The 21646-nt window shown below is 68.1% G+C and carries 18 protein-coding genes and 1 pseudogene; 12 read left to right on the top strand and 7 right to left on the bottom strand.

Going from position 1 to position 21646, the window contains the following annotated elements; genetic code table 11:
* A pseudogene (locus AC1D1G_RS25360) lies at window positions 1-210 on the top strand (nitronate monooxygenase); the annotation flags it as partial.
* 80 nt (window positions 211-290) lie between these two features.
* Here AC1D1G_RS25360 and AC1D1G_RS25355 read toward each other — a convergent pair.
* On the bottom strand, window positions 291-572 hold the full coding sequence (locus AC1D1G_RS25355) for a DUF2277 domain-containing protein (protein ID WP_005258716.1): 282 nt from the start codon (window positions 570-572) through the stop codon (window positions 291-293).
* Window positions 573-687: 115 nt separating this feature from the next.
* Window positions 688-1914, bottom strand: a complete 1227-nt coding sequence (locus tag AC1D1G_RS25350) for a glycosyltransferase family 87 protein (protein ID WP_477954137.1) — start codon at window positions 1912-1914, stop codon at window positions 688-690.
* 137 nt (window positions 1915-2051) lie between these two features.
* Here AC1D1G_RS25350 and AC1D1G_RS25345 point away from each other — a divergent pair, with 137 nt between their 5' ends.
* Window positions 2052-2645, top strand: a complete 594-nt coding sequence (locus tag AC1D1G_RS25345; protein ID WP_477954136.1) for a PadR family transcriptional regulator — start codon at window positions 2052-2054, stop codon at window positions 2643-2645.
* 25 nt (window positions 2646-2670) lie between these two features.
* Here AC1D1G_RS25345 and hutC read toward each other — a convergent pair whose 3' ends face one another.
* Together hutC and AC1D1G_RS25335 are read right to left on the bottom strand one after the other, a co-directional pair.
* A complete protein-coding gene (gene hutC / locus AC1D1G_RS25340; protein WP_477954135.1) occupies window positions 2671-3438 on the bottom strand; it encodes a histidine utilization repressor in 768 nt (255 codons plus the stop codon).
* A 99-nt stretch (window positions 3439-3537) separates the two neighbouring features.
* Window positions 3538-8232 (bottom strand): NAD-glutamate dehydrogenase, encoded by a 4695-nt coding sequence (locus AC1D1G_RS25335; protein WP_477954134.1) that lies wholly within the window; start codon window positions 8230-8232, stop codon window positions 3538-3540.
* Between the two features lie 224 nt (window positions 8233-8456).
* Between AC1D1G_RS25335 and AC1D1G_RS25330 the strand changes: the two genes are divergently transcribed.
* The 4 genes from AC1D1G_RS25330 to hutG are packed head-to-tail and all read left to right on the top strand — an operon-like array spanning window position 8457 to window position 13859.
* Entirely contained in the window at window positions 8457-9893 is a 1437-nt protein-coding gene (locus AC1D1G_RS25330; protein WP_280778908.1) for a purine-cytosine permease family protein, read from the top strand.
* A 59-nt stretch (window positions 9894-9952) separates the two neighbouring features.
* Window positions 9953-11629, top strand: coding sequence for a urocanate hydratase (gene hutU, locus AC1D1G_RS25325; protein WP_105416700.1), 1677 nt, complete (start codon window positions 9953-9955; stop codon window positions 11627-11629).
* Window positions 11630-11676: 47 nt separating this feature from the next.
* Window positions 11677-12900: an imidazolonepropionase gene (gene hutI / locus AC1D1G_RS25320; RefSeq protein ID WP_283330511.1), complete on the top strand. Its 1224-nt coding sequence runs from the start codon at window positions 11677-11679 to the stop codon at window positions 12898-12900.
* The gene (gene hutG, locus AC1D1G_RS25315) at window positions 12897-13859 is read left to right on the top strand and encodes a formimidoylglutamase (protein ID WP_280778910.1); all 963 of its coding nucleotides are present in this window, start codon (window positions 12897-12899) and stop codon (window positions 13857-13859) included. The genes hutI and hutG overlap by 4 nt, the downstream gene beginning before the upstream one ends.
* Window positions 13860-13879: 20 nt before the next feature.
* On the opposite strand, the gene AC1D1G_RS25310 is transcribed toward hutG, so the two are convergent.
* Window positions 13880-14713, bottom strand: coding sequence for an alpha/beta fold hydrolase (locus AC1D1G_RS25310; RefSeq protein ID WP_280778911.1), 834 nt, complete (start codon window positions 14711-14713; stop codon window positions 13880-13882).
* 232 nt (window positions 14714-14945) lie between these two features.
* On the opposite strand from AC1D1G_RS25310, the gene cspE reads away from it, so the two are divergent.
* Complete coding sequence (gene cspE, locus AC1D1G_RS25305; RefSeq protein WP_005244612.1) at window positions 14946-15149, top strand: transcription antiterminator/RNA stability regulator CspE; 204 nt, start codon at window positions 14946-14948, stop codon at window positions 15147-15149.
* Window positions 15150-15251: 102 nt separating this feature from the next.
* On the opposite strand, the gene AC1D1G_RS25300 is transcribed toward cspE, so the two are convergent.
* On the bottom strand, window positions 15252-15626 hold the full coding sequence (locus tag AC1D1G_RS25300; protein ID WP_283352970.1) for a hypothetical protein: 375 nt from the start codon (window positions 15624-15626) through the stop codon (window positions 15252-15254).
* A gap of 184 nt (window positions 15627-15810) precedes the next feature.
* Here AC1D1G_RS25300 and AC1D1G_RS25295 point away from each other — a divergent pair, with 184 nt between their 5' ends.
* The 3 genes from AC1D1G_RS25295 to AC1D1G_RS25285 are packed head-to-tail and all read left to right on the top strand — an operon-like array spanning window position 15811 to window position 18822.
* The gene (locus AC1D1G_RS25295) at window positions 15811-16962 is read left to right on the top strand and encodes an acyl-CoA dehydrogenase family protein (protein WP_283352969.1); all 1152 of its coding nucleotides are present in this window, start codon (window positions 15811-15813) and stop codon (window positions 16960-16962) included.
* A gap of 11 nt (window positions 16963-16973) precedes the next feature.
* A complete protein-coding gene (locus AC1D1G_RS25290) occupies window positions 16974-18122 on the top strand; it encodes a CaiB/BaiF CoA transferase family protein (protein WP_280778917.1) in 1149 nt (382 codons plus the stop codon).
* A 37-nt stretch (window positions 18123-18159) separates the two neighbouring features.
* Window positions 18160-18822, top strand: coding sequence for an IclR family transcriptional regulator (locus AC1D1G_RS25285; protein WP_283330507.1), 663 nt, complete (start codon window positions 18160-18162; stop codon window positions 18820-18822).
* A gap of 7 nt (window positions 18823-18829) precedes the next feature.
* On the opposite strand, the gene AC1D1G_RS25280 is transcribed toward AC1D1G_RS25285, so the two are convergent.
* Window positions 18830-19720 (bottom strand): LysR family transcriptional regulator, encoded by an 891-nt coding sequence (locus AC1D1G_RS25280; RefSeq protein WP_005244617.1) that lies wholly within the window; start codon window positions 19718-19720, stop codon window positions 18830-18832.
* A gap of 205 nt (window positions 19721-19925) precedes the next feature.
* Here AC1D1G_RS25280 and AC1D1G_RS25275 point away from each other — a divergent pair, with 205 nt between their 5' ends.
* Together AC1D1G_RS25275 and AC1D1G_RS25270 are read left to right on the top strand one after the other, a co-directional pair.
* Window positions 19926-21401 carry a sodium:solute symporter family protein gene (locus tag AC1D1G_RS25275; protein WP_283352968.1) on the top strand — a complete coding sequence of 492 codons (1476 nt, stop codon included), beginning with the start codon at window positions 19926-19928 and terminating at the stop codon, window positions 21399-21401.
* 42 nt (window positions 21402-21443) lie between these two features.
* On the top strand, window positions 21444-21646 hold a 203-nt coding region (locus AC1D1G_RS25270; protein WP_477954133.1), incomplete at its 3' end, for a TetR family transcriptional regulator.

The following is a 21646-nucleotide window of genomic DNA, read 5'->3' as shown; positions in this document are numbered from 1 at the left end:
GACCGCACCTGGCAGCAGATCATCATGGCCGCCAACACCCCGATGCTGCTCAAAGCCGGGCTCGTCGACGGCAACACCCACGCCGGCGTCCTCGCCTCCGGACAGGTCGTCGGACTACTCGACGACCTACCCACCTGCAAGGACCTCATCGACGGCATCGTCGCCGACGCCATCAAACGCATCGACGCACTCGGCGCCCTCCGCACCTGAACCAACGGGACGCTCGTTCGATCTGACGCAACGAGCGTCCCGTTCGTCCGGCTAGGGGGTGGCGGCAGCCTTCGCCGCGCTCAGCTGGATGACGCGGCCTTCGCCGCGATGCGCGCCCGGACCTCCGGCCGTCGCAGCGGGGGCACCGTCTGCGGCGGCTGCTTCCGCGGCGGCAGTGCCGCGAGCAGCTTCGTGGTGGCCTCGGTGACGACGGCTACCGCCTCCTCGAAGGGCTCACGGTTGGCGTCCGACAGCTTCTGTATCCCGCTGACCTTCCGGACGTACTGCCGCGCCGCCGCCTCGATCTCCTCCGCGGTGGCCGCCGGTTCGAGTCCGCGCAGCTCGGTGATGTTTCGGCACATGACTCGACGATAGCGCCGCCCGGCCGTCTCCGCGGCTCCTCGGCGCTGGGCGAATGTACCTTTGGGCGCACCTGAGGCGCCGGAAGGTACATTCGCCCGCCGGGGTGGCGCTGCCTCAGCTGCGGGCGGGCTCCAGCGCGTCTTCGTCCGCGGGCACGACGTCCGTCTCGACGTCCGGGAGCGGGGTGCGGGACCGTGCGGCCACGACGGCCGCGCCGAGCAGGACCAGCGCGATGAGGCACTGCGAGCTTCCGATCACCTCACGCACGGCCGCCTCCACCCAGCCCGACGACGAGGACTGCAGGACGAAGTTCGGGCCGATCAGGAAGATCAGGGTCGCGGCGCCGATCAGGGGTCGCCAGCTGCGGTACTGCGGTGCGATCAGGATCGGGATCAGCAGGATGCTGTACGCCCAGTGGTGGGTGACGGCGAACGGCGCGGCGAGCAGCGATGCCAGGGCGACGATCGCCAGCGCGATCAGGTGCTCACCGGAACGGGTGAAGCGGTACGCCGACCACGCCGCGGCGGACACGATGACGGCCGCGCTGAGCACCCAGAGAATGCTGGCCAGCCGGCCTTCCGCCCCGAGCCGCGCGATGACGCCGGTGACGGCCTGGTTGCGAAAGAAATCGGGCGCGCCCGCACGGCCGGTGGCGAAGAATTCGGTGGTCCAGAACCACACCGACGACTGCGGTAGCAGCCAGAAGCCGAGGCCGACGGTGACCAGGATCGTGGCGAGGGATCGTCCGATCGCGCGGAAGTCGCGGCGGACGAGCAGGACCAGGAGAAAGGCCGCCGGAGTGATCTTGACGGCCGCGGCGAGACCGATCGCGACTCCGCGGAACCTCTTCGGGATCGCACCGGTGCAGTCGGCGACCACCAGTGCCATCAGGATGATGTTGATCTGACCGAAGTCGAAGTTCGAGCGCATCGGTTCGAGGAGAAGCACCGGGCCCATCGACAGCAGAGCGAGAAGTTCGGGGCGTGCGACGTCGAGCTTCGACAGCGCCGCCTTGACCATCCACCACACGAGTCCGAGGTTGAGGGCGCACCACAGCGCCTGCAGGACCGCTGGGTCGATCTCCGCCATCGGCGCGAAGAGGATCGCCGCGAAGGGTGCGTAGATGAACCTGAACCCGGAGCTGCTCGGGAAGTCCGCGGAGTAGAGCGGCAGGTCGCTGACGAAGGCGTAGCCGGCGTCGCGGAACACGGAGAGGTCCATCAGGTAGCCCGTTGCCGCGTCGAACTCTCGGTAGGCCACCGCACCCAAGGAGAGGACGCCCACGAGGAGCGTGACGGCGTGGAGACGATAAGCCCTGAACTTCGATTCACTCTGTAACAAGAATTTGTTCTTTCATGATCGGCGTCGTGGTCAACGATCCACCGTAGCGGGCCGTGACCCAATCGTGACAAAGGCGAGGTCGCGGTGCCCGAACCGCGCGCCTTGTCATGGTTTATTTAGACTGATATATTTCAACTATGCCTGCGCGCGTCCTCGACAATCCCCTCGTCCTGCCGGTGCTCGGCCTGCTCCTCGAATCGCCGATGCACCCGTATCAGTTGGAGGTCACGCTGCGCGAGCGCAGCGAGGAGGGCCAGTGGCCGCTCAATCGCGGCTCGCTGAACAATGTGGTCGCGGCCCTCGCCTCGGCGGGCTGGATCGAGGAACACGAACGTGCGCAACGGGAAGGTCGGCCCGCCCGCACCGTCTACGCCCTCACCGAGGCCGGGCACGCGGAACTCGTGAGTCGGCTCGACCTCCAGATCCGCAGTGCCGCACGAGAGTTCTCCCCGTTCTTCGCGGCGATCAGCTACCTCGGCGCGCTGGGACGTGAGGGCGCCGTCGACGCGCTCACCGAACGCGCCGAACGACTCACCGCGAGAATCGAATCCGACGAGGCAGGGCTCACCCGAGCGCTCGATGGCGGAGTGCCCGCGCTGTTCGTCGTCGAAGCGGACTACGCACTCCACGCTTCGCGGGGCGAACTCGCCTGGCTCGCGTCGACGATCTCCGACATCCAGGCGGGCCGCCTCACGTGGCCCGCACCGCAGACGAAGGACACGCGGCCGTGAGCCCCCGATTCGGCATCTACCCCGGTCAGCCGGTCCCGAACGTCCCTTCGAGACGATTCCGCGATCCGGGATGGACGAGACGCGCGGCGCTGACGAGCCCCCGCGAGGACCACGTGCGGCGCCGGATCATCAGGCACGGTTCGGTGCGCTCGATGTGGAGGAGCCGGCATTCCTCGGGCGACGCGAGGATCGCTTCGACCACGTGCTCGCCCCTCGTCAGGGGAGCCTCCACGCTCAGATAATGATTGGGCGTCTGCTGGGTGAAGTCCTGATCGAGATACCCGGGCGCCTCGGCGGGATTGACGAACCGGTCTTCGAGCTGGATCGGTGTGTCGTCCTCGTAGTGGATCATCAGCGAGTGGAACACCTTGCCGCGGATCGAATCCCGAATGAAGGCGTTGGCCGGATCGGCGTCTTCCTCACGCACGTACACCACTTCGGTTCGATGGCGGTGTCCGCGTTGCTGGATCTCGTCCGCGATGTTCTTGACCTCGAACAGCGGCGACGCCGTCTTCGTGGCCGCCACGAACGTCCCCACACCCATCAGGCGCACCACGAGACCCTCGGCGCTGAGTTCGCGCAGCGCGCGGTTGATGGTCATGCGGGAGAGGCCGAGAGCGCCGACGAGCTGATTCTCCGAGGGCAGCTGATCGCCCTCCTGCCAGCGGCCGGCATTGATCTGCGACACGATCAACTGCTTGACGCGTTCGTACGCCGGGGCCGACTCCGTCCCCGGTCCGTTGTACAACGCAGCAAGCTCCGCGTCGACTACTGCGATCTCCACCACTGACACCCATCCCTCTGCAACACCGATGAACTTCCCGTGCAGTCGGCCGTTGCAGTCTATCGGCCGACTGCACGGGTAAACCCTCATCGCGCGGTGCGCCTCGTGTCACCTCACCATGCTGCGCAGTTGCCGGGTTGCGACGGAGAGGGCCGCCAGGTCGTGCTCCCCCGATTCCGTGACGGCATCGAGCGTGTGGCGAGCGCGCGCCAGCCGGGCGGCGTTGCGGTCCTCCCACTCCCCGATCTTCTGTTCCGCCGTGTCCACGGCTTCACTGCCCGAGATCACGTCGAGGCACAGTGCCCGGACCGTGTCGTACAACTCGTCGCGCAACGACAACCGGGCCAGCGCGTTCCACCGGGTTCCCCGTCCCAGCTGCGAGACCCCCACCAGGAGGTGCACCAACCCGAGGCACTCCCCGAGCCGGTAGTACACCTCGGCCACGTCGCGGGGATCGCGTTGGGTGATGTCGGCGATCTCGACGATGTCCAGCAGCGCGAACCGGTCCAGGAGCAGTTGCACCCGTCCGGCCAGGTCCGCGGGGACACCGCGGGCCACCAGCGCGGCCGTGCGACTCCGGAGATTCTCCGCGTCCTCACCGCAGAGCCAGCCCGCGACGTGCGGTGTCAGGTCCGCGACGCGGTCACGGAATCGGGCGATCTCCGCCCCGACCGCGAGCGGCTGGGGTCTGCGGGTGAGCATCCATCGCGACGCCCGGTCGAGCAGCCGCCGGGTGAACAGCGTGAGGTCGTCCGAGAGCGCGGCGTCGAGGTCGGCGTCCCGGATGTCGCGCCGGAGGGACGGCAGGTCGAACACGGCCGACACCACGGCGAACGCTCGCACGGCGTCGGCGCTGCTCGCCCCGGCCTCCTCGCCCAGCCGGAAGGCGTAGGTGATGCCGCCGTTGTCGACGACGTCGTTGGTGAGGACCGTCGCGACGATCTCCCGGCGCAGCGGATGGTCGCCGATGGCGTCACCGAAGGACTCCCGGAGCCTGCGCGGGAAGTACCCGGCGAGTGCGTCCGAGAATGCCGGGCTGTCGGGCAGGTCGCCGGCCAGCAGGTCCGACTTCAGCGCCAGCTTCACGTGCGCCATGAGGGTCGCGAGTTCGGGCGAGGTGAGTCCCGCCTCCGCGCGCTCCCGGGCGGCGATCTCCTTCCTGGACGGCAGCACCTCGATGGCGCGGTCCAGACCGTAGCGGCCTTCCAGATGGCCGATGAGCCGTCCGTGCACCGTGAGGGACGCGGCGGCGTCGGCGCGGCACGTGCCCAGCACGTCGTTCTGGGCGACGTTGTCGGAGAGCACGAGACGCGACACCTCCCCGGACATCTCGGCGAGCAGACCCGCACGGTCGTCGGCAGCGAGACGGCCGCCGCTGACCAGGGCGTCGAGCAGAACCTTGATGTTGACCTCGTGGTCGGAGCAGTCGACGCCCGCCGAGTTGTCGAGCGCGTCCGTGTTGATTCGCCCTCCGGAGCGGGAGAATTCGATGCGTCCCAGCTGGGTGAAGCCGAGGTTGCCGCCCTCACCGACCACCCGGGCCCGCACGTCGGCACCGTCGACGCGGACGCCGTCGTTACCCTTGTCCCCCACGTCGAGATGGGTTTCGGTGCCCGACTTCACGTATGTTCCGATGCCGCCGTTCCACAGCAGGTCCACTGGTGCCCGCAGGATCGCGCGGACGAGGTCCGGTGGGGACAGTTCGGTGGTCCCGGGGCTCAGTCCGAGTGCGCGCCGCGCCTCCTCGCTGATCGGAACACTCTTCCTCGACCGTTCCCACACACCGCCGCCGGCGCTGATCAGGCCGGGCGCATAGTCCGCCCACGACGACCTCGGCAGCGCGAAGAGCCGTTCCCGTTCCGCGAATGATGTGGCCGCGTCGGGGTTCGGGTCGAGGAACACGTGCCGGTGGTCGAATGCGGCGACGAGCCGGATGTGCGGGCTCGCGAGCATTCCGTTGCCGAACACGTCGCCGCTCATGTCGCCGATCCCGACGGCCGTGAACTCCTGCGACTGGGTGTCGACACCCATTTCGCGGAAGTGCCGCTTCACGCTCTCCCACGCACCCCGGGCGGTGATGCCGAGCGCCTTGTGGTCGTAGCCGACGGATCCGCCCGACGCGAATGCGTCACCCAGCCAGAACCCGTACTGCGCTGCAACGTCGTTGGCGATGTCGGAGAACGTCGCGGTGCCCTTGTCCGCGGCGACGACGAGGTACGTGTCGTCGCCGTCGTGCCGCACCACCCGCGGCGCCGGGATCACGGCACCCGTCGCGAGGTCCACGTTGTCGGTGACGTCCAGCAGTCCGCTGATGAAGCTGCGGTAGCAGCGAACCCCCTCCGCGCGCTGGGCGTCGCGATCGCGCAGCGGGTCGCCGGTGGGAGCAGGCGGGCGCGCGACGACGAACCCGCCCTTCGCGCCGACGGGCACGATCACCGAGTTCTTGACCGCCTGCGCCTTCACCAGGCCGAGCACCTCGGTGCGGAAGTCCTCCTTGCGGTCGGACCATCGCAGGCCTCCCCGTGCCACGGCGCCGAACCGCATGTGCACGCCCTCGACCCACGGCGAGTAGACGTAGATCTCGAAGCGGGGCCGCGGCTGCGGCAGTTCCGGGATGCGCTGCGGATCGAACTTGAACGACAGGACCTGACGTTCCCGGCCCGAGGGGGCGTAGCGGTTGGTGCGCAGCGTCGCCAGGACCACGTTCAGGTAGGCGCGCAGGATGCGGTCGGCGTCCAGGCCGAGGACGTCGCCGATCGCCGTTTCCAGCGACGCGATCAGTTCACCGCATTCCTCGGCGCCGTCCGGATCAGTGCCGTCCGGATCGAACCTCGCGGCGAACAGCCGGATCAGTGCCTGGGAGATCTCCGGATGATCACCGAGAACCGTCGCGATGTGGTTCTGGCTGTACGGGAATCCACCCTGAMGCAGGTACCGCGCGTACGCCCGCAGCACCTCCACCTCACGCCAGTCCAGGCCCGCGCGGAGTACGAGTTCGTTGAAGCTGTCCGTCTCGGCGCGAGATGCCCAGGCCGCGGCGAACGTCTCCGTGAAGCGGCGCGGCAGCGCGTCGTCCACCGGCCCCGGTGACGCGTAGCGGATCCCGAACTCGTACATCCAGCACACCGTTCCGCGACTGTTCGCGACCGTGTACGGGCGCTCGTCGAGGACCGCGACCCCCATGCTCTGCAGGATCGGGAGAACATCGCTGAGGGAGGCGGATGCACCGCCGACGAAGAAGGTGAAGCGCCAGTCCGCCGCGTTCGCGTCGAGCCGCGTGTCGATCGCGCCGTCCGTCAGTCTCTCGAACACCACCAGATCGGCGTGGGCGCGCCGGGCGTCGAAATCGTGCTTGTACACCTCCGGGAAATGCTCCGAATAATGGGCGAGGAGATCACGTTCGGCTGTGTCGAGTTCGTCGCGGAACCGGTCGTCCCAGGTCCGGCAGGACCGGGAGATTCGACGCTGAATCTCCAGTCGCCGGGTGTCCGTCACCTCGGTGTCCGCCGGGACCCGCATCGTGAAGTGCACCATCGCGAGCGGGTACTCGGACACGTTCGTGGTGTATTCGACTGCGGTGCCGTCCAGTTCGTCCAGCAGGACGCGCTGGGCCGCCAGACGCGTCCGCGTGTTGTACCGATCGCGGGGAATGAACACCAGCGCCGACATGCTCTCGCCCGGGACGTCCGTGCGCAGGAAGAGGTGAATGTGCTCGCGCGCGGTGATGCCGGCGACCTCGGTGAGGGCCGAATGCAGCGAATCCGGGCTCGCCGCGAACAACTCGGTCAGCGGCAGCGCCTGCACGACCTGCAGGACGGCCTGCCCGGAGAAGGAGTCGATGTCGAAACCGGCACGGTCGAGCAGGGCCCGCACCCGGCGTCCCGCACCCGGGATGTCCAGGACGTTCTCGTGCCTGCCCGCGGGGGTGAACGCGCCGACGAAGCGGTGCTCCACTCCTCCGGCCCTAACTCCGACCACCGACGGGTACGACGACCGGTGCACGGACACCGGAAGCGCCGCCTGCCCGATCGCCAGGACGGGGCCGGGTTCCGCGGCCGGCGCCCGATCGCCCTCCCGGTCGTGGAGCACGCCGAGACTCTCCTCGGGTGCACCGTCGTCGCCGTACCGCGCGTACCCGAGGACGGTGAAGTTGCCCGCCTCGCACCAGCGCAGGAAGTCGGCGGCCTCGCGGAGTTCTTCGGACAGCGAGTCCTGCCCGGTCTGCGAGTCGAGTTGGTCGGAGACCTGGATCTGCAGTTCGCGCATGCGCGCCAGATCCCGGTCCACCCGGCGCACGTCGGCGAGAACGGTGTGCAGCGCCGCGACAAGTGCGGCGACGACGGAGTTCGCGGTGTCGGAGCGCAGACCCACGTGAATCCACGACTCCGCCGTCCCGGAGTCGGAGATCGGCAGAAGGTCGGTGAGGGTGCCCGACTCCGAGCGGCGGGCGACGAGGACCGGATGCAGAACCTCCTCGATCGGGGCGCCGACCCTGGCCGCGGTCAGCAGTACCGATTCGACGAGCAGGGCCATGTCGTCGGTGACGATCTGCACCGCGGGCCCGATCCCGCTGGGGTCTGCGGCGTCGATTCCGCGCACCACCGCGGTCCCGGGGTTCCGGTTCCACCCGGTCTCGAGATGTGTGTTCGCGATGCGATCACGCGCCTGCGGATCTGCGCCTTCGGCGGAGGGATGACCGGCGGTGCGGAGGTAGAGGTCGCGGAAACGCTCGGGCGCTTCCGGAGCGGAAAACTGCTGTTCATCGCGCTCGAGCGAATGTGAGGACGTCGAAATTACTCTCATGTCAGTACCTTCCGTCGGAAGCATCGACACTCCCGACTGGTGCAGTGGTGGGCCGGCACGCCTCTCGGCTGGGTCCTTGGAGAACGCTTGACAGGGGGTTGTCTATACAGGACTATACATCTAAGGCGATAAAAAACGTGAGTCAGAGCACACTGGATTCAGGACATGGGACAGAGCACCCGGGACCGACCAGCTGCCGGACTCGTCACAGAGAGACAAGGCCTATGACACACGAGGGACCTCCCGAGATCAGCCTCGCGCCGGAGCGTCGCACCATCGACGTCGTCCCGGACGACGAGCGTCACGGATCTCCGCGCAGCCAGTTCACGCTCTGGTTCGGCGCCAACATGCAGATCACCGCGATCGTCGACGGCGCCCTCGCGGTCGTATTCGGCGCCGACGCGCTGTGGGCCATCGTGGGCCTGCTGATCGGCAATCTCTTCGGCGGCGCCGTGATGGCGCTGCACTCCGCTCAGGGACCGCGCCTCGGACTGCCGCAGATGATTTCGAGCCGAGCGCAATTCGGTGTTCTGGGTGCCGTGCTCCCATTGGTTCTCGTCGTCCTGATGTACCTCGGTTTCGCCGCGACCGGCAGCGTCCTCGCAGGTCAGGCCGTGAACGAGATCCTCCACATCGACAACCCCACCATCGGAATCCTGATCTTCGGCGCGATGACCGCATTCGTCGCGGTGACGGGGTACAAGCTGATCCACGTCGTCGGCAAGATCGCGACCGTTGTCGGCATCCTCGGCTTCACCTACCTCGCGATCCGGTTGTTCGCCGAGTACGACGTGGCCTCGTTCGTCGGGATCAAGGGCTTCGACATCGTCACGTTCCTCCTCGCGATCTCGCTCGGCGCCGGCTGGCAGCTCACGTTCGGCCCGTACGTCGCGGACTACTCCCGCTACCTGCCGCGCTCGACGAGCGAGCGGACGACCTTCTGGTCGACGTTCGCGGGCAGCGTGATCGGCTCGCAGTGGTCGATGACGTTCGGTGCACTCGTCGCCGCCGTCGCCGGCGACGCGTTCCTCAGCGACCAGGTCGGGTGGATCGGAGGCCTCGCCGGACCGGCTGTGATCGCCCTGATGATCTACCTGGTGATCCTGGTCGGGAAGCTCACGATCAACTGCCTCAACGCCTACGGCGGATTCATGTCGATCCTCACCACGGTGACGGCGTTCAACGGGCAGTCCCGCATCTCGTCGCGGGCCCGCACCCTGTACATCATCGGGTTCGTCGCCGTGTCGATGCTGATCGCGATCGGTGCCAGCGCCGACTTCCTCAACAACTTCAAGAACTTCGTCCTCGTCCTGCTGATGGTGTTCACCCCGTGGAGTGCCATCAACCTGATCGACTACTACCTCATCTCCAAGGAGCGCGTGGACATCCCGGCGCTGTACGACCCGGAGGCCCGCTACGGCCGCTGGAACAAGACGGCGATGATCTGTTACACCGTCGGCGTTCTCGCGCAGATCCCGTTCCTCGCCCAGAAGCTCTACACGGGACCGGTCACGGACATGCTGGGCGGCGCGGACATCTCGTGGATCGTCGGCATCGTCTTCACCGGCGCCATCTACTACCCGCTCGCGCGGCGCAACAGCAACCCACCCGCGGCCATGATCTACCCCGCACACACCGCCATGGCGGATTCGCGACTGTGAATCACGCTGACACCCAGACTTTTCCCTCTTCCTCGTTCGACCATCAAGGAGTACACGACATGACCACCACGACGCCTCCGGTTTCCGGACCCCGCCACGTGTCGGCGCCCCGCGGCACCGAACTGACGACACTCGGCTGGCAGCAAGAAGGCGCCCTGCGCATGCTGATGAACAACCTCGACCCCGAGGTCGCCGAGCATCCCGACTCCCTCGTCGTCTACGGCGGCACCGGCAAGGCCGCGCGCAGCTGGGAGGCGTTCGACGCGATGGTCCGGACGTTGAAGACCCTGAAGTCCGACGAGACGATGCTGGTGCAGTCCGGAAAGCCGGTCGGCGTGTTCCGCACCAGCGAGTGGGCGCCCCGCGTCCTCCTCGCGAACTCGAACCTGGTGGGCGACTGGGCCAACTGGGAGGAGTTCCGCAAGCTCGACGCCCTCGGCCTGATCATGTACGGGCAGATGACGGCCGGGTCGTGGATCTACATCGGCACGCAGGGCATCCTGCAGGGCACGTACGAGACGTTCGGCGCGGTGGGCCGGAAGCGCTTCGGCGGTTCGCTCGCCGGCACCATCACGCTGACGGCCGGACTCGGCGGCATGGGCGGCGCCCAGCCCCTCGCCGTGACGATGAACGACGGCGTCGCGATCTGCGTCGACTGCGACGTCACCCGCATCGACCGCCGGATCGCGCACAAGTACCTCGACACCAAGGCCACCGACATCCACGACGCCCTGCGTCTCGCGATCGAGGCCCGCGACGCGAAGCGCCCGCTGTCGATCGGCCTCGAAGGCAACGCCGCGGAGATCTTCCCCGAACTGCTCGCCATGAACGCCCCCATCGACATCGTCACCGACCAGACGTCGGCACACGACCCGCTGTCGTACCTGCCGCTCGGGATCGATTTCGCCGACATGAAGGCGATGGCCGACAAGGACCCGGTGAAGTTCACCGAGGACTCCCGCGCGTCGATGGCACGGCACGTCGCCGCGATGGTCGGCTTCCTCGACAAGGGCGCCGAGGTGTTCGACTACGGCAACTCCATCCGTGACGAGGCCCGCAAGGCCGGCTACTACCGCGCGTTCGACTTTCCCGGATTCGTGCCCGCCTACATCCGTCCGCTGTTCGAGGAGGGCCTCGGCCCGTTCCGCTGGGCCGCGCTGTCGGGTGACCCGAAGGACATCGCCGCCACCGACAAGGCGATCCTCGAACTGTTCCCCGAGAACGAGCACCTCAAGCGCTGGATCACGATGGCCGGCGAGAAGGTGGCGTTCGAGGGTCTGCCCGCCCGGATCTGCTGGCTCGGCTACGGCGAACGGCACAAGGCCGGACTGAAGTTCAACGAGATGGTGGCGTCCGGCGAACTGTCCGCGCCCGTCGCCATCGGCCGCGACCACCTCGATTCCGGATCCGTCGCCTCCCCGTACCGCGAGACCGAGTCGATGCTCGACGGCTCCGACGCGATCGCCGACTGGCCGCTGCTCAACGCACTCGTCAACACCGCGTCGGGGGCGTCGTGGGTGTCCATCCACCAGGGCGGCGGCGTCGGCATGGGACGGTCCATCCACGCCGGTCAGGTGTGCATCGCGGACGGCACCGACTTGGCCGCCGAGAAGCTGGAGCGGGTCCTGACCAACGATCCCGGCATGGGCGTCATCCGGCACGTCGACGCCGGATACGACCACGCGATCGACGTCGCCAAGGAGCGCGGCGTCCGCGTGCCGATGTCCGAAGGATGACCGCAGGCCCGAGCGACCGCATTTTCGAACCACTGGAAGGAACAGCAGTGACAGCGAACACCTCCCGCTCCACAGTGCTGACCGGCATCGGCACCCTGGTGACCAACGACCCGACAGTGGGGGAAGGTCCGCTCGGGCTGATCCGCGACGCCGCCGTCGTCTTCGACGGCGGCGTGGTGGCCTGGGTCGGCCGCGCCGACTCGGCGCCGGCCGGGGACGTCGGGCACGATCTCGACGGCCGGGCGGTGCTGCCGGGCTTCGTGGAGAGCCACTCGCACCTGGTGTTCGGTGGGGAACGGGCGGAGGAATTCGCGGCGCGCATGGCGGGACAGCCGTACGCGGCGGGTGGCATCCGCAACACGATCGAGGCGACACGGAACGCGACCGACGAACAACTGCAGGCGAACACGCGGCGACTGCTGGACGAGTCCCTGCGGTCGGGCAGCACCACCGTGGAGTGCAAGACCGGGTACGGGCAGACGGTCGCGCACGAACTGCGCAGCACGAGGATCGCGGCGTCCCTCACCGACGAGGTGACGCTGCTCGCCGCTCACGTTCCGCCGCCGGAATACGCGGGGCGGGCCGACGACTACGTCGCCATGGTGTGCTCCGAGATGATCGACGCCTGTGCACCGCAAGCGAAGTGGATCGACGTGTTCTGTGAGACCGGCGCGTTCGACCGCGATCAGGCACATGCCGTTCTCACCGCCGGGATGGCGAAGGGGCTGATCCCCCGCGTCCACGGCAACCAACTCCGCGAGGGACCCGGAGTCCAGCTCGCCGTCGAACTGGGGGCCGCGTCCGTCGACCACGTCTGCTACACCACGCAGGCCGACATCGATGCGCTGGCGCAGAGTTCGACGGTGGCCACGCTCCTGCCCGGCGCGGACTTCTCGACCCGGAACAAGTACCCGGACGCCCGGGCCCTGCTCGACGCAGGTGTCACGGTGGCGCTCGGTGCGGATTGCAACCCCGGCACCAGCTACACCACCAGCCTGCCGTTCTGCATCGCGATCGCGGTGCGGGACATGCACATGACCCCGGACGAAGCCATCTGGGCGGCCACGGCGGGCGGTGCCCGCGCGCTGCAACGTGCCGACGTCGGGGTCCTGCGTCCCGGCGCGCGGGCCGATGCCCTCGCGCTGGACGCGCCGTCGTACCTACACTTGGCCTACCGGCCCGGCGTCCCCCTGGTCAGCGATGTGTGGCGGGGCGGCGAACTCGCCTGGTCCGCGCACACCGGTCACGAGAAAGCGAGGGCCCTGCGATGATGGAGAACCTGTTGATCCCCCCGCCCCCCTGGGTCGGCAGGGTGGACGGCACGTCGAGTCACCACCTCCGCTGGCACCAGGCCGTGACGCCTCTGCACGACGGCGCCGAGCCCGGCGCCTGCGTGCTGATCGGCTTCTCGAGCGACGAGGGCGTGGAGCGGAACAAGGGACGCCGCGGGGCGGCGCGCGGCCCGGACGCGCTGCGGGGCGCGCTGTCGTCGATGGCGCTCGCCGAGCCGCTCCGCGTCTACGACGCCGGCACCGTCGCGGTCACCGACAATCGTCTCGAGGCCGGGCAGATGGCGCTCGGCTCCGTGGTCGCCGCGACGCTCGACGCCGGCCAGTTCCCGGTGGTCCTCGGCGGCGGCCACGAGGTGGCCTACGGGACGTACCTCGGTCTGGCACAGGCAGCCGTCCGCACACCCAGGCGTCGGATCGGGATCCTGAACCTGGACGCCCACTTCGACCTGCGGTCCGATCCGGTCCCGAGTTCGGGCACACCGTTCCGGCAGATCCTCGAACAGGAGCATGCGTCAGGCACCGCCTTGCAGTACTCCGTGCTCGGCATCAGCCAGCCGAGCAACACCACCGCACTGTTCGACACCGCACGCGGATACGACGTCCGCTACCTCCTGGACGACGACTGCTCGGTCTCCGACCGGCACCGGGTGGCCGTCTTCGTCAGCGAGTTCCTGTCGGACGTCGATCTCGTGTACCTCACCATCGACCTCGACGTCCTTCCCGCCGCGGTCGCGCCGGGAGTGAGCGCTCCCGCCGCGTACGGCGTTCCGGCGGAGACGATCCAATTCGTGTGCGACGCCGTCGCCGCCAGCGGAAAACTCGCGGTGTGCGATGTGGCCGAGCTCAATCCGTCGTTCGACATCGACAACCGCACGGCCCGCACCGCCGCCCGGTTGATCCATCGGATCGTCACGAAACGCATCCCGATCGCGGTGTGAGGTCAGTCGGGAGCGTCCGCTCAGACCTCCCGCAGCACTGCGCGCAGCCGGGTGACGAACGCGGCGGGGTCGTGGGCGAAGCCGATGTGGTCGCCGGGGAACATAGTGGGCTCGACGCCCAGTTCGGCGGCGAGCGCCCGCGACGTACGGTCGCAGAGTTGCCCACCCGACTCCTCGCCGATCCCGACCACGACGCGGCTGGGCGCCGAGCGCAGGGCGGTGACGTCCGGGCACCAGCGGGTGGTCGGGCGCAGCATGTGCGCGTGCTGAAAGTAGTCGTCCGCCTCGGTCTGCGCATCCCGTTCGCCCGCGAACATCTGCTGGAACGCTTCCTCGGGCAGGTGGATGTTCGCCAGGGCCAGGAACTTCCTCCACGCCCCCACGACATCCCCGGTCAGGTGGGTGTCGATGATCTCGTCGGTCTTCACGCGCAGTTGCTCGCGGTCGTCGAGTAACTCGTCCAGCGGCGGCTCGTGGGCGATCACGGTGTGGACCAGCTCGGGGTGCGCCTGCACCAGCGCGAGCGCACTGACGGCGCCGCCGCTGGAGCCGAACACCACGGCAGGGCCCGCGTCGAGGTGCATCAGGAGCCGGGCGAGGTCGTCGGCGCGCATCTCCGGGGTCGAATCGCGATCCCGGTCGTCGACCGGACTGCGGTGGATGCCCCGCGGGTCCGTCGTGAGCACGGTGTAGTCGGACGAGAGCAGATCCGCCGCCGGCGCGAAGGAGTCGGCGTCCATGGGGGCGCCGACGAGCACCACGACGGGACCCGCGCCCCGCACCTCGTAGTACAGCCTGGCACCGGGGACGTCGAGGATCCGGGCGTCGGCGGTGGCGGTCGATGTGGAATTCATCGGTTCTCCTCGTTCGCGGTGGTAATTCTCGGTCGCAGGTAGGACCGCGCCCGAGGGGCAGAATCATCGGTCGAGGGGGGAAATTTCTTCCGCAGACCTGGTACAGCGCCCAGGATTCGCAGGAATCGTGGGCGTACCACTGGAAGGACGCGCGCCTTGATGACAGGATGATATCCACGCGAACGGGATCTCGATGTGAGGTCCCGGGCGGCAACTGCAGGGAGTGAACGGTATGGCGCAGGGTGTTGTGAAGTGGTTCAACAGCGAGAAGGGCTTCGGATTCATAGCGCCGGACGACGGCAGCGCGGACGTGTTCGTTCACTACTCCGAGATCTCGGGCAGCGGCTACAAGTCGCTGGAGGAGAACCAGCGGGTGGAATTCGAGGTCGGACAGGGCCAGAAGGGCCCGCAGGCCCAGAATGTCCGGGCCGTCTGACCGACGCCCCGATGACACTGTGACGAAGTCGCAGATGACGCTGTGACGACGAGGTCGCACCCGAGCGGTGCGGCCTCGTCGTCGTAGTAGGCCCCGGAACAGCTATCTCGCGAGGCCGAAGCTTCCCACCTGGTTGCCGCCCACGTACACGGCCCCGGTGTAGGTCCCGTCTGCGTTGGGGGTCATCCTGTCGGTCAGGAACCCCAGACCCGATGGGCTGTAGTCGATGACGGTGTTTCCGCTCCCGTCCTGCGAGGTCGTGCCCGCGAGCCCGGTCAGACCGAACGCGAAGTTGTTGACGACCGTGCCGCCCTGGAACGTCTTGCCCTTCCAGATCAACTCACCCGCCGGCGCGGTGGTCGTTCCCTGATAGGTGCCGGACGGCACGGCGGGTTCCGCCACGCCCGTCCCCGCGCCGGCGAGAACCGCGCCGATCATCGTTCCCGCGGTGACGATCCCTCGTGTGATCGTGCGCATGAAGCCTCCCTCTGCAATGCCGCACGGAGTGTGCGCTGTGCGTCCGTGGTCGAGTACCCGCTCCCGTGTCCGTGGACACCGGCACCCCTGGACAAATTCGCCGGTCTCCTTCATAGTCGATATGCCACCAAGTGGCATTGTCATTTCACTAGATGGCAATTTCGATCTTCCGACAGGAGTTTCCGTGACCGATCAGCTGCTCGACGCCGCCGAGTTCCGCGGCGCAGTGCGTGCATTCGCCAACCGTGAGATCCACCCCGGCGCGGCGTTCCGTGACGAGACGCGGGAGTTCCCGGCGGAGTTGGTGAAGCGACTGGGCGAACAGGACCTGATGGGCATCTCGGTGCCCGAGGAGTTCGGCGGACTGGGCCTGTCCACCAGGACACAGCTGATCGCGATCGAGGAGGTGGCCCGCACCGACGCCGCCCTCGCCTCGATCTATACCGCGCACTACCTGGGGCTCGAGCCGATCCTCGTCGGCGGAACCGAGGAGCAGAAGAGCCGGTGGCTGCCCCGGCTCGCGTCCGGTGAACTGCTCGCCGGGTTCGCCCTCACCGAACCGGACGCCGGCTCCGACATCGCCTCGATGCGCACGACGGCGCGGCGCGAGGACGACGGGTGGCACCTGTCCGGTTCGAAGACGTACATCTCCAACGCCAAGGAGGCCGACCTGGTCGTCGCCTTCGCCAAGACCGATCCGTCCGCAGGCTTCCGCGGCATCACCGCGTTCGTCCTCCCCCAGGGCACTCCCGGCGTGAGTTACTCGGAGCCCCAGGACAAGCTGGGCATCCGGTCCGCACCCACCTACACCGTGTACCTCGACGACGTGGTGCTTCCCCACGACGCCGTGGTGGGAACGGAGGGCCGCGGCGGCAACATCGCGCTCACCGCCCTCAACCGCGCCCGCGTCGACGTGGCGGCGATGGCCAACGGAATCGCCCTGCGCGCGTGGGAACTGGGACGCTCCTACGCGGCCGAGCGCAAACAGTTCGGACACCCCATCGCCGAATTCCAGGCGATTCAGCTGCTGCTGGGCGCGTGCGACGCGCAGCTCGTAGCCTCCCGCGTCACCGCGGACTGGGCGGCGGACGTGAAGGATGCCGGGGCCGACCTGCGCCGCGCCGCGTCCGTGTCGAAGTACGTGGCCACGGAGGCCTGCTTCTCGATCGTCGACCAGACCGTGCAGATTCACGGCGGCGCCGGTTTCATGCGCGAATCCGAGATCGAACGCCTCTACCGCGACTGCCGGATCCTCCGGATCTTCGAGGGCACCTCGCAGATCCAGCTGCTCACCATCGCCTCCAACGCCCCGTCCCCGCACTCGACCGAATTCTGAGAGGGCCCGTCATGCCTACCCTTCCTCCCCTGGACGGCATCCGCGTCGTCGATCTCTCGCGCGTCCTGGCCGGACCGTATTGCACGGCGCTGCTCGCAGACGCCGGCGCCGACGTCGTCAAGATCGAGCCCGCTGCCGGCGAGGATTCGCGGCACCTGGGCCCGTTCCGCGACGGCGAGAGCATCTATTTCAACGTGCTGAACCGCGGAAAACGCTCGCTGGCTCTGAATCTCAAGGACGACGCGGACCGGAAGGTGCTGTTCGACCTGCTCGACACGGCGGATGTTCTCGTCGAGAATTTCCGGCCCGGCGTGACCGCCCGCCTCGGCATCGACTACGACACCGTCCACGCCCGCAATCCCCGGCTCGTCTACGCGTCCATCTCCGGTTTCGGGCAGGACGGGCCGCTCGCGGGTTCGGCCGCCTACGACCTCGTCGTGCAGGCGCTGTCGGGGATCATGAGCATCACCGGTTCCCCCGAATCCGGGCCGACCCGGCTCGGCGAATCGTTCGGCGACCTCGTCGCGGGACTGTTCGCGGCGTGGGGCATCAGCTCCGCCCTGGTCGGCACCCGGGAATCGGGTGTGGGACAACACCTCGACGTCGCCATGTTCGACAGCATGCTGGCCATGCTCCCCACCGCGCACAGCCAGTTGCAGGCATCGGGGGTCGCGCCGGCGGGAGTGGGCAATCGCCATCCCGTCTCGACCCCGTTCGACACGTACCGGGCGTCGGACGGCCTGTTCGTCCTGGCCGTCGCCAGCCAGTCCGGATTCGAGAAGCTCGCCCACACCATGGATCGCGCAGACCTTCTCGGCGACAACCGTTTCGCCGACGACACGTCCCGCACCGATCACGAACCGGCGCTGCGCGCGGAGATCGAGATCTGGGCGAAGGACAAGACGGTCGCCGAGGTGGTCGCGGTCCTCGGCGCGGCCGGACTGGCGAGCTCCGAGATCTGGAACGTGGAACAGGCGTTGTCGTCCGAGCAGAGCAGGCACCGGGGACTCGTAGAGTCGTTCGATCATCCGGTCGCGGGAACGATCGACTACGTCCGGCAGCCGGTCGTGTTCGGCGACAGCGCGCGCCCCGGGGTCCGCCGCAGCCCGCTGCTCGACGAACACCGGCAGCCCCTGCTGTCCGAGATCGCGTCGCGGTAGATTCACGCCGACACCCTCGACCGTCAGGAGAGAACCCATGGCCCCCGGAGATGTGACCCGCAGCGCGAGCCGCACCTTCGAACTGCTCGGCGCAATCACCGAACAGGGCGGCTTGACGCTCGGCGATGCCGCGAAAGCCGCAGGCCTCGCCACGAGTACCGCGCTGCGCCTGATCCGCAGCATGGAGCAGAGCGAGTTCCTGGTCCGCGGCGACGACAACGTCTACCGGGCCGGGCCGCGACTTCTCCAGATCGGCGCCCGGGCGATCAGCGACAACCAGCTGCTGTCCCGGGCCCGGCCCGCGATGGTCGCGATCGCGGAGGGAACCCGCGAATCCACGTACTTGTCGACCCACGGCCCGAAGGGCACCGCCCTGTATCTCGCGCAGATCGAGGGCACCCACGCGATCCGGCACATGGGATGGGTGGGGCAGACGGTGCCGCTCGAGGGCACGGCCGTCGGCGCCGCGCTGCGGGGTGACCTGCAGAGTGAGGGATACGCGATCGCCCACGACACCATCGAGGACCAGTCGACGGGTGTGGCGGCCCCGATCTACGACGCGGTGGGGCGGATCGTGGGCGCGCTCAGCATCATCGGGCCGACGTTCCGTCTCGACGACGCACTCTGCGCGCAGCACGGTCTCGTTCTCGTCGAGCGTTGCCGTGCGCTGTCGACCGAACTGGGCTCCCCGACCCGGTGAGCGGCGGTCAGCTGCCCATGCTGGTCCGGACGAATTCGCGGAACGTGAGGACCATCGGTTCGCGGGCCCGGCCCCGCCGGTAGATCAGCGAGAACGGCGCCTGATAACCGAACGACGCCGGCAGGATCGGACGGAGCCGGTTCCGGTCCACCCAGTACTCCGCGTAGTGCTCGGGCAGGTATCCGATGTACGCGCCGGACAGCACCAGGATGAGCTGCGCTTCCATGTTCTCCACCGTCGCCGAGGGTTGCGGGAACCCCTGGCGGGCGAGTTCCTGCTCGGACCAGTAGCCGCGGGTCACCATCCGCTGTTGCGTGATGACCTCCGGCGGCACCCGCTTCCTGCCGAACAGCGGGTGCTTGTCGCTGCAGTACAGCCAGTGCTGCTCCCGGTGCAGCGCCTGGGAGACGAGGCCGTTCATCGGTGAGGCGAACGCGCCGACCGCGACGTCGATCCGGTCGTCGAGCACGCCGACCTGCAGTTCGTGCGGGGTCTGGATCTTCAGGTCGAGGTAGACGGCGGGGTGGTCCTTGCTGAACACGCCGATCACGTCGGCGAGCGGCAGCGTGGCGTCGGTGACGGTGGAATCGAGAACCCCGATGGTGAGGGTTCCCCGGAGCTCCCCCTGCAGCGCGGCGCCGTAGCGTTCGAAGCCCTCGAGTTCGCCGAGGATGCGCAGGCATTCCTTGTGGTAGAGCTCGCCCTTGCTGGTGAGACCGAATCCGCCGCGCCCGCGGTGACACAGGACGATGCCGAGGTGCCGTTCGAGCTGGCTCATGTAGGTGCTGATCGCGGAGGCGGACAGTCCGAGTTCCTGCTGCGCGGGCGCGAACCCCTGGTGACGGACGACGGCCGCGAAGATCTGGAGGAGCTTCAGATCGGGCAGCGAGCTGCGCATCGCACTCCTCCGGCGGGGTCGAAAACAGGGTGTGAGCTGGCTCGCACCATTACTTCACGATTTTCTGAAGTGATTATTTGTATCAAGTGATTTATTTCACGTCAATGTTCTCCTACCGTCTAGGGCAACGGTCTGACGAGACCGGCACCGACGGGACCACCGCGCCCGTCATCACCGATCCGCTAGGACACGTGAAGGACGCACCATGGACATCACCATCATCCTGATCTATCTGGGCGCGATGCTCGCGTTCGGCTGGTGGGGCAAACGCCGGGCGAGCAACTCCAGCGAATACCTCGTCGCCGGCCGCCGCCTCGGCGGATTTCTCTACACCAGCACGATGGCGGCGGTCGTCATCGGCGGCGCCTCCACCGTCGGCGGCGTCGGCCTCGGCTACAAGTACGGCATCTCCGGAATGTGGCTGGTCGTGTCGATCGCCGCCGGCGTTCTCCTGCTCAGCCTGCTCTTCGCCGCGCGGATCCAGCGCCTGAAGGTCTACACCGTCTCCGGAATGCTCAAACTCCGGTACGGCATCGACGCCACCGGGGCGTCCGGTCTCGTGATGATGGCCTACACCCTCATGCTCACCGTCACCTCCACGATCGCCTACGCCACCATCTTCAACGTGCTGTTCGGCTTCGACCGGACCCTGTCGGTGGTTCTCGGCGGCCTCATCGTCGTGGCCTACTCCGCGATGGGCGGCATGTGGTCGATCACGCTCACCGACGTCGTCCAGTTCGTCATCAAGACCATCGGCGTCTTCGTCCTGCTTCTCCCGTTCACGTGGAGCAAGGCGGGCGGGTACGCCGGCATCAAGGAGCGCGTCGGCGAACAGGCACTCGGGCTCGGCACCATCGGCACCGGCACCATCGTCACGTTCTTCGTCGTCTACACCCTCGGCATCCTCATCGGACAGGACATCTGGCAGCGGGTGTTCACCGCGAAGTCGCCGGAGGTCGCACGGTGGGGCGGCGTCACCGCCGGCGTCTACTGCCTGCTGTACGGCGTCGCGGGCGCCCTGATCGGCCTGGCCGCGTCGGCCCTCATGCCCGACATCGGGTCGTCCGACGACGTGTACGCCGACGTCGCCGTCCACGTCCTGCCCGTCGGTCTCAGCGGCATCGTCCTCGCCGCCGCGGTGGCCGCGATGATGTCGACCGCGTCCGGCGCGCTGATCGCCACCGCCACCGTCGCCCGGCAGGACGTCCTTCCGCTGGTCGCCCAGATCTTCGGCCGCACACGACCCGAACTGGACACGTCCGATCCGGAAGCCGACGTGCGCGGCAACCGCCTCTACGTGATCGTGATCGGCCTCGTCAGCATCGTGATCGCCGCGCTCATCAACGACATCGTCTCCGCGCTCACGATCGCCTACGACATCCTGGTCGGCGGGCTCCTCGTCCCGATCCTCGGTGGACTGGTCTGGAAGCGCGCCACCGGAACCGCGGCCATGGCGGCCATGGCGGTGGGCACCGTGGCGACCATCGCGACGATGTTCGTCGTCGGCGACGTCATGGCGAACGAGCCGGTGTACGTCGGACTCGTCAGCGCTCTGGTCGTGTTCGTGGCCACCAGCCTGTTCACCGAACCCACCCCGGCGAACGTGATGTCCGTGTGGAACGCGCGAGTGTCGGGAAAGCCCGAGGAAGACCCGGTTCCGGTCCCGGCACCGATAGCCTGAGTGGCATCAGCGCACGAAAGTGAGTGCGCACGAGCGGGAGGAATGATCGTGCCGAAGATCGTCGACCACGACGAGCGGAGACTGGCGCTCGCCGACGCCGTTCTCGCGTTGATCGCCAGGGAGGGGATCTCCGCCGTCACCACGCGAGCGGTGGCGGAGGAGAGCGGGTGGTCGACCGGAGTGTTGAACCACTACTTCGGGTCCCGGCACGAACTGCTCCTCGCGGCGCTGCGCCGGGCCGGCGA

The sequence above is a fragment of the Rhodococcus sp. P3_B8 genome (assembly GCF_056402775.1).
Note: the sequence above shows the minus strand (reverse complement) of the source record. Positions and strands in the feature narration are given on the sequence as shown.

Excerpts from the sequence above, each read along its gene's own strand:
- AC1D1G_RS25355 (WP_005258716.1), bottom strand. The coding sequence starts at position 572 with ATGTGCCGAAACATCACCGAGCTGCGCGGACTCGAACCGGCGGCCACC.
- AC1D1G_RS25345 (WP_477954136.1), top strand. The coding sequence starts at position 2,052 with ATGCCTGCGCGCGTCCTCGACAATCCCCTCGTCCTGCCGGTGCTCGGC.
- AC1D1G_RS25330 (WP_280778908.1), top strand. The coding sequence starts at position 8,457 with ATGACACACGAGGGACCTCCCGAGATCAGCCTCGCGCCGGAGCGTCGC.
- hutU (WP_105416700.1), top strand. The coding sequence starts at position 9,953 with ATGACCACCACGACGCCTCCGGTTTCCGGACCCCGCCACGTGTCGGCG.
- hutG (WP_280778910.1), top strand. The coding sequence starts at position 12,897 with ATGATGGAGAACCTGTTGATCCCCCCGCCCCCCTGGGTCGGCAGGGTG.
- AC1D1G_RS25310 (WP_280778911.1), bottom strand. The coding sequence starts at position 14,713 with ATGAATTCCACATCGACCGCCACCGCCGACGCCCGGATCCTCGACGTC.
- cspE (WP_005244612.1), top strand. The coding sequence starts at position 14,946 with ATGGCGCAGGGTGTTGTGAAGTGGTTCAACAGCGAGAAGGGCTTCGGA.
- AC1D1G_RS25300 (WP_283352970.1), bottom strand. The coding sequence starts at position 15,626 with ATGCGCACGATCACACGAGGGATCGTCACCGCGGGAACGATGATCGGC.
- AC1D1G_RS25290 (WP_280778917.1), top strand. The coding sequence starts at position 16,974 with ATGCCTACCCTTCCTCCCCTGGACGGCATCCGCGTCGTCGATCTCTCG.
- AC1D1G_RS25285 (WP_283330507.1), top strand. The coding sequence starts at position 18,160 with ATGGCCCCCGGAGATGTGACCCGCAGCGCGAGCCGCACCTTCGAACTG.
- AC1D1G_RS25280 (WP_005244617.1), bottom strand. The coding sequence starts at position 19,720 with ATGCGCAGCTCGCTGCCCGATCTGAAGCTCCTCCAGATCTTCGCGGCC.
- AC1D1G_RS25275 (WP_283352968.1), top strand. The coding sequence starts at position 19,926 with ATGGACATCACCATCATCCTGATCTATCTGGGCGCGATGCTCGCGTTC.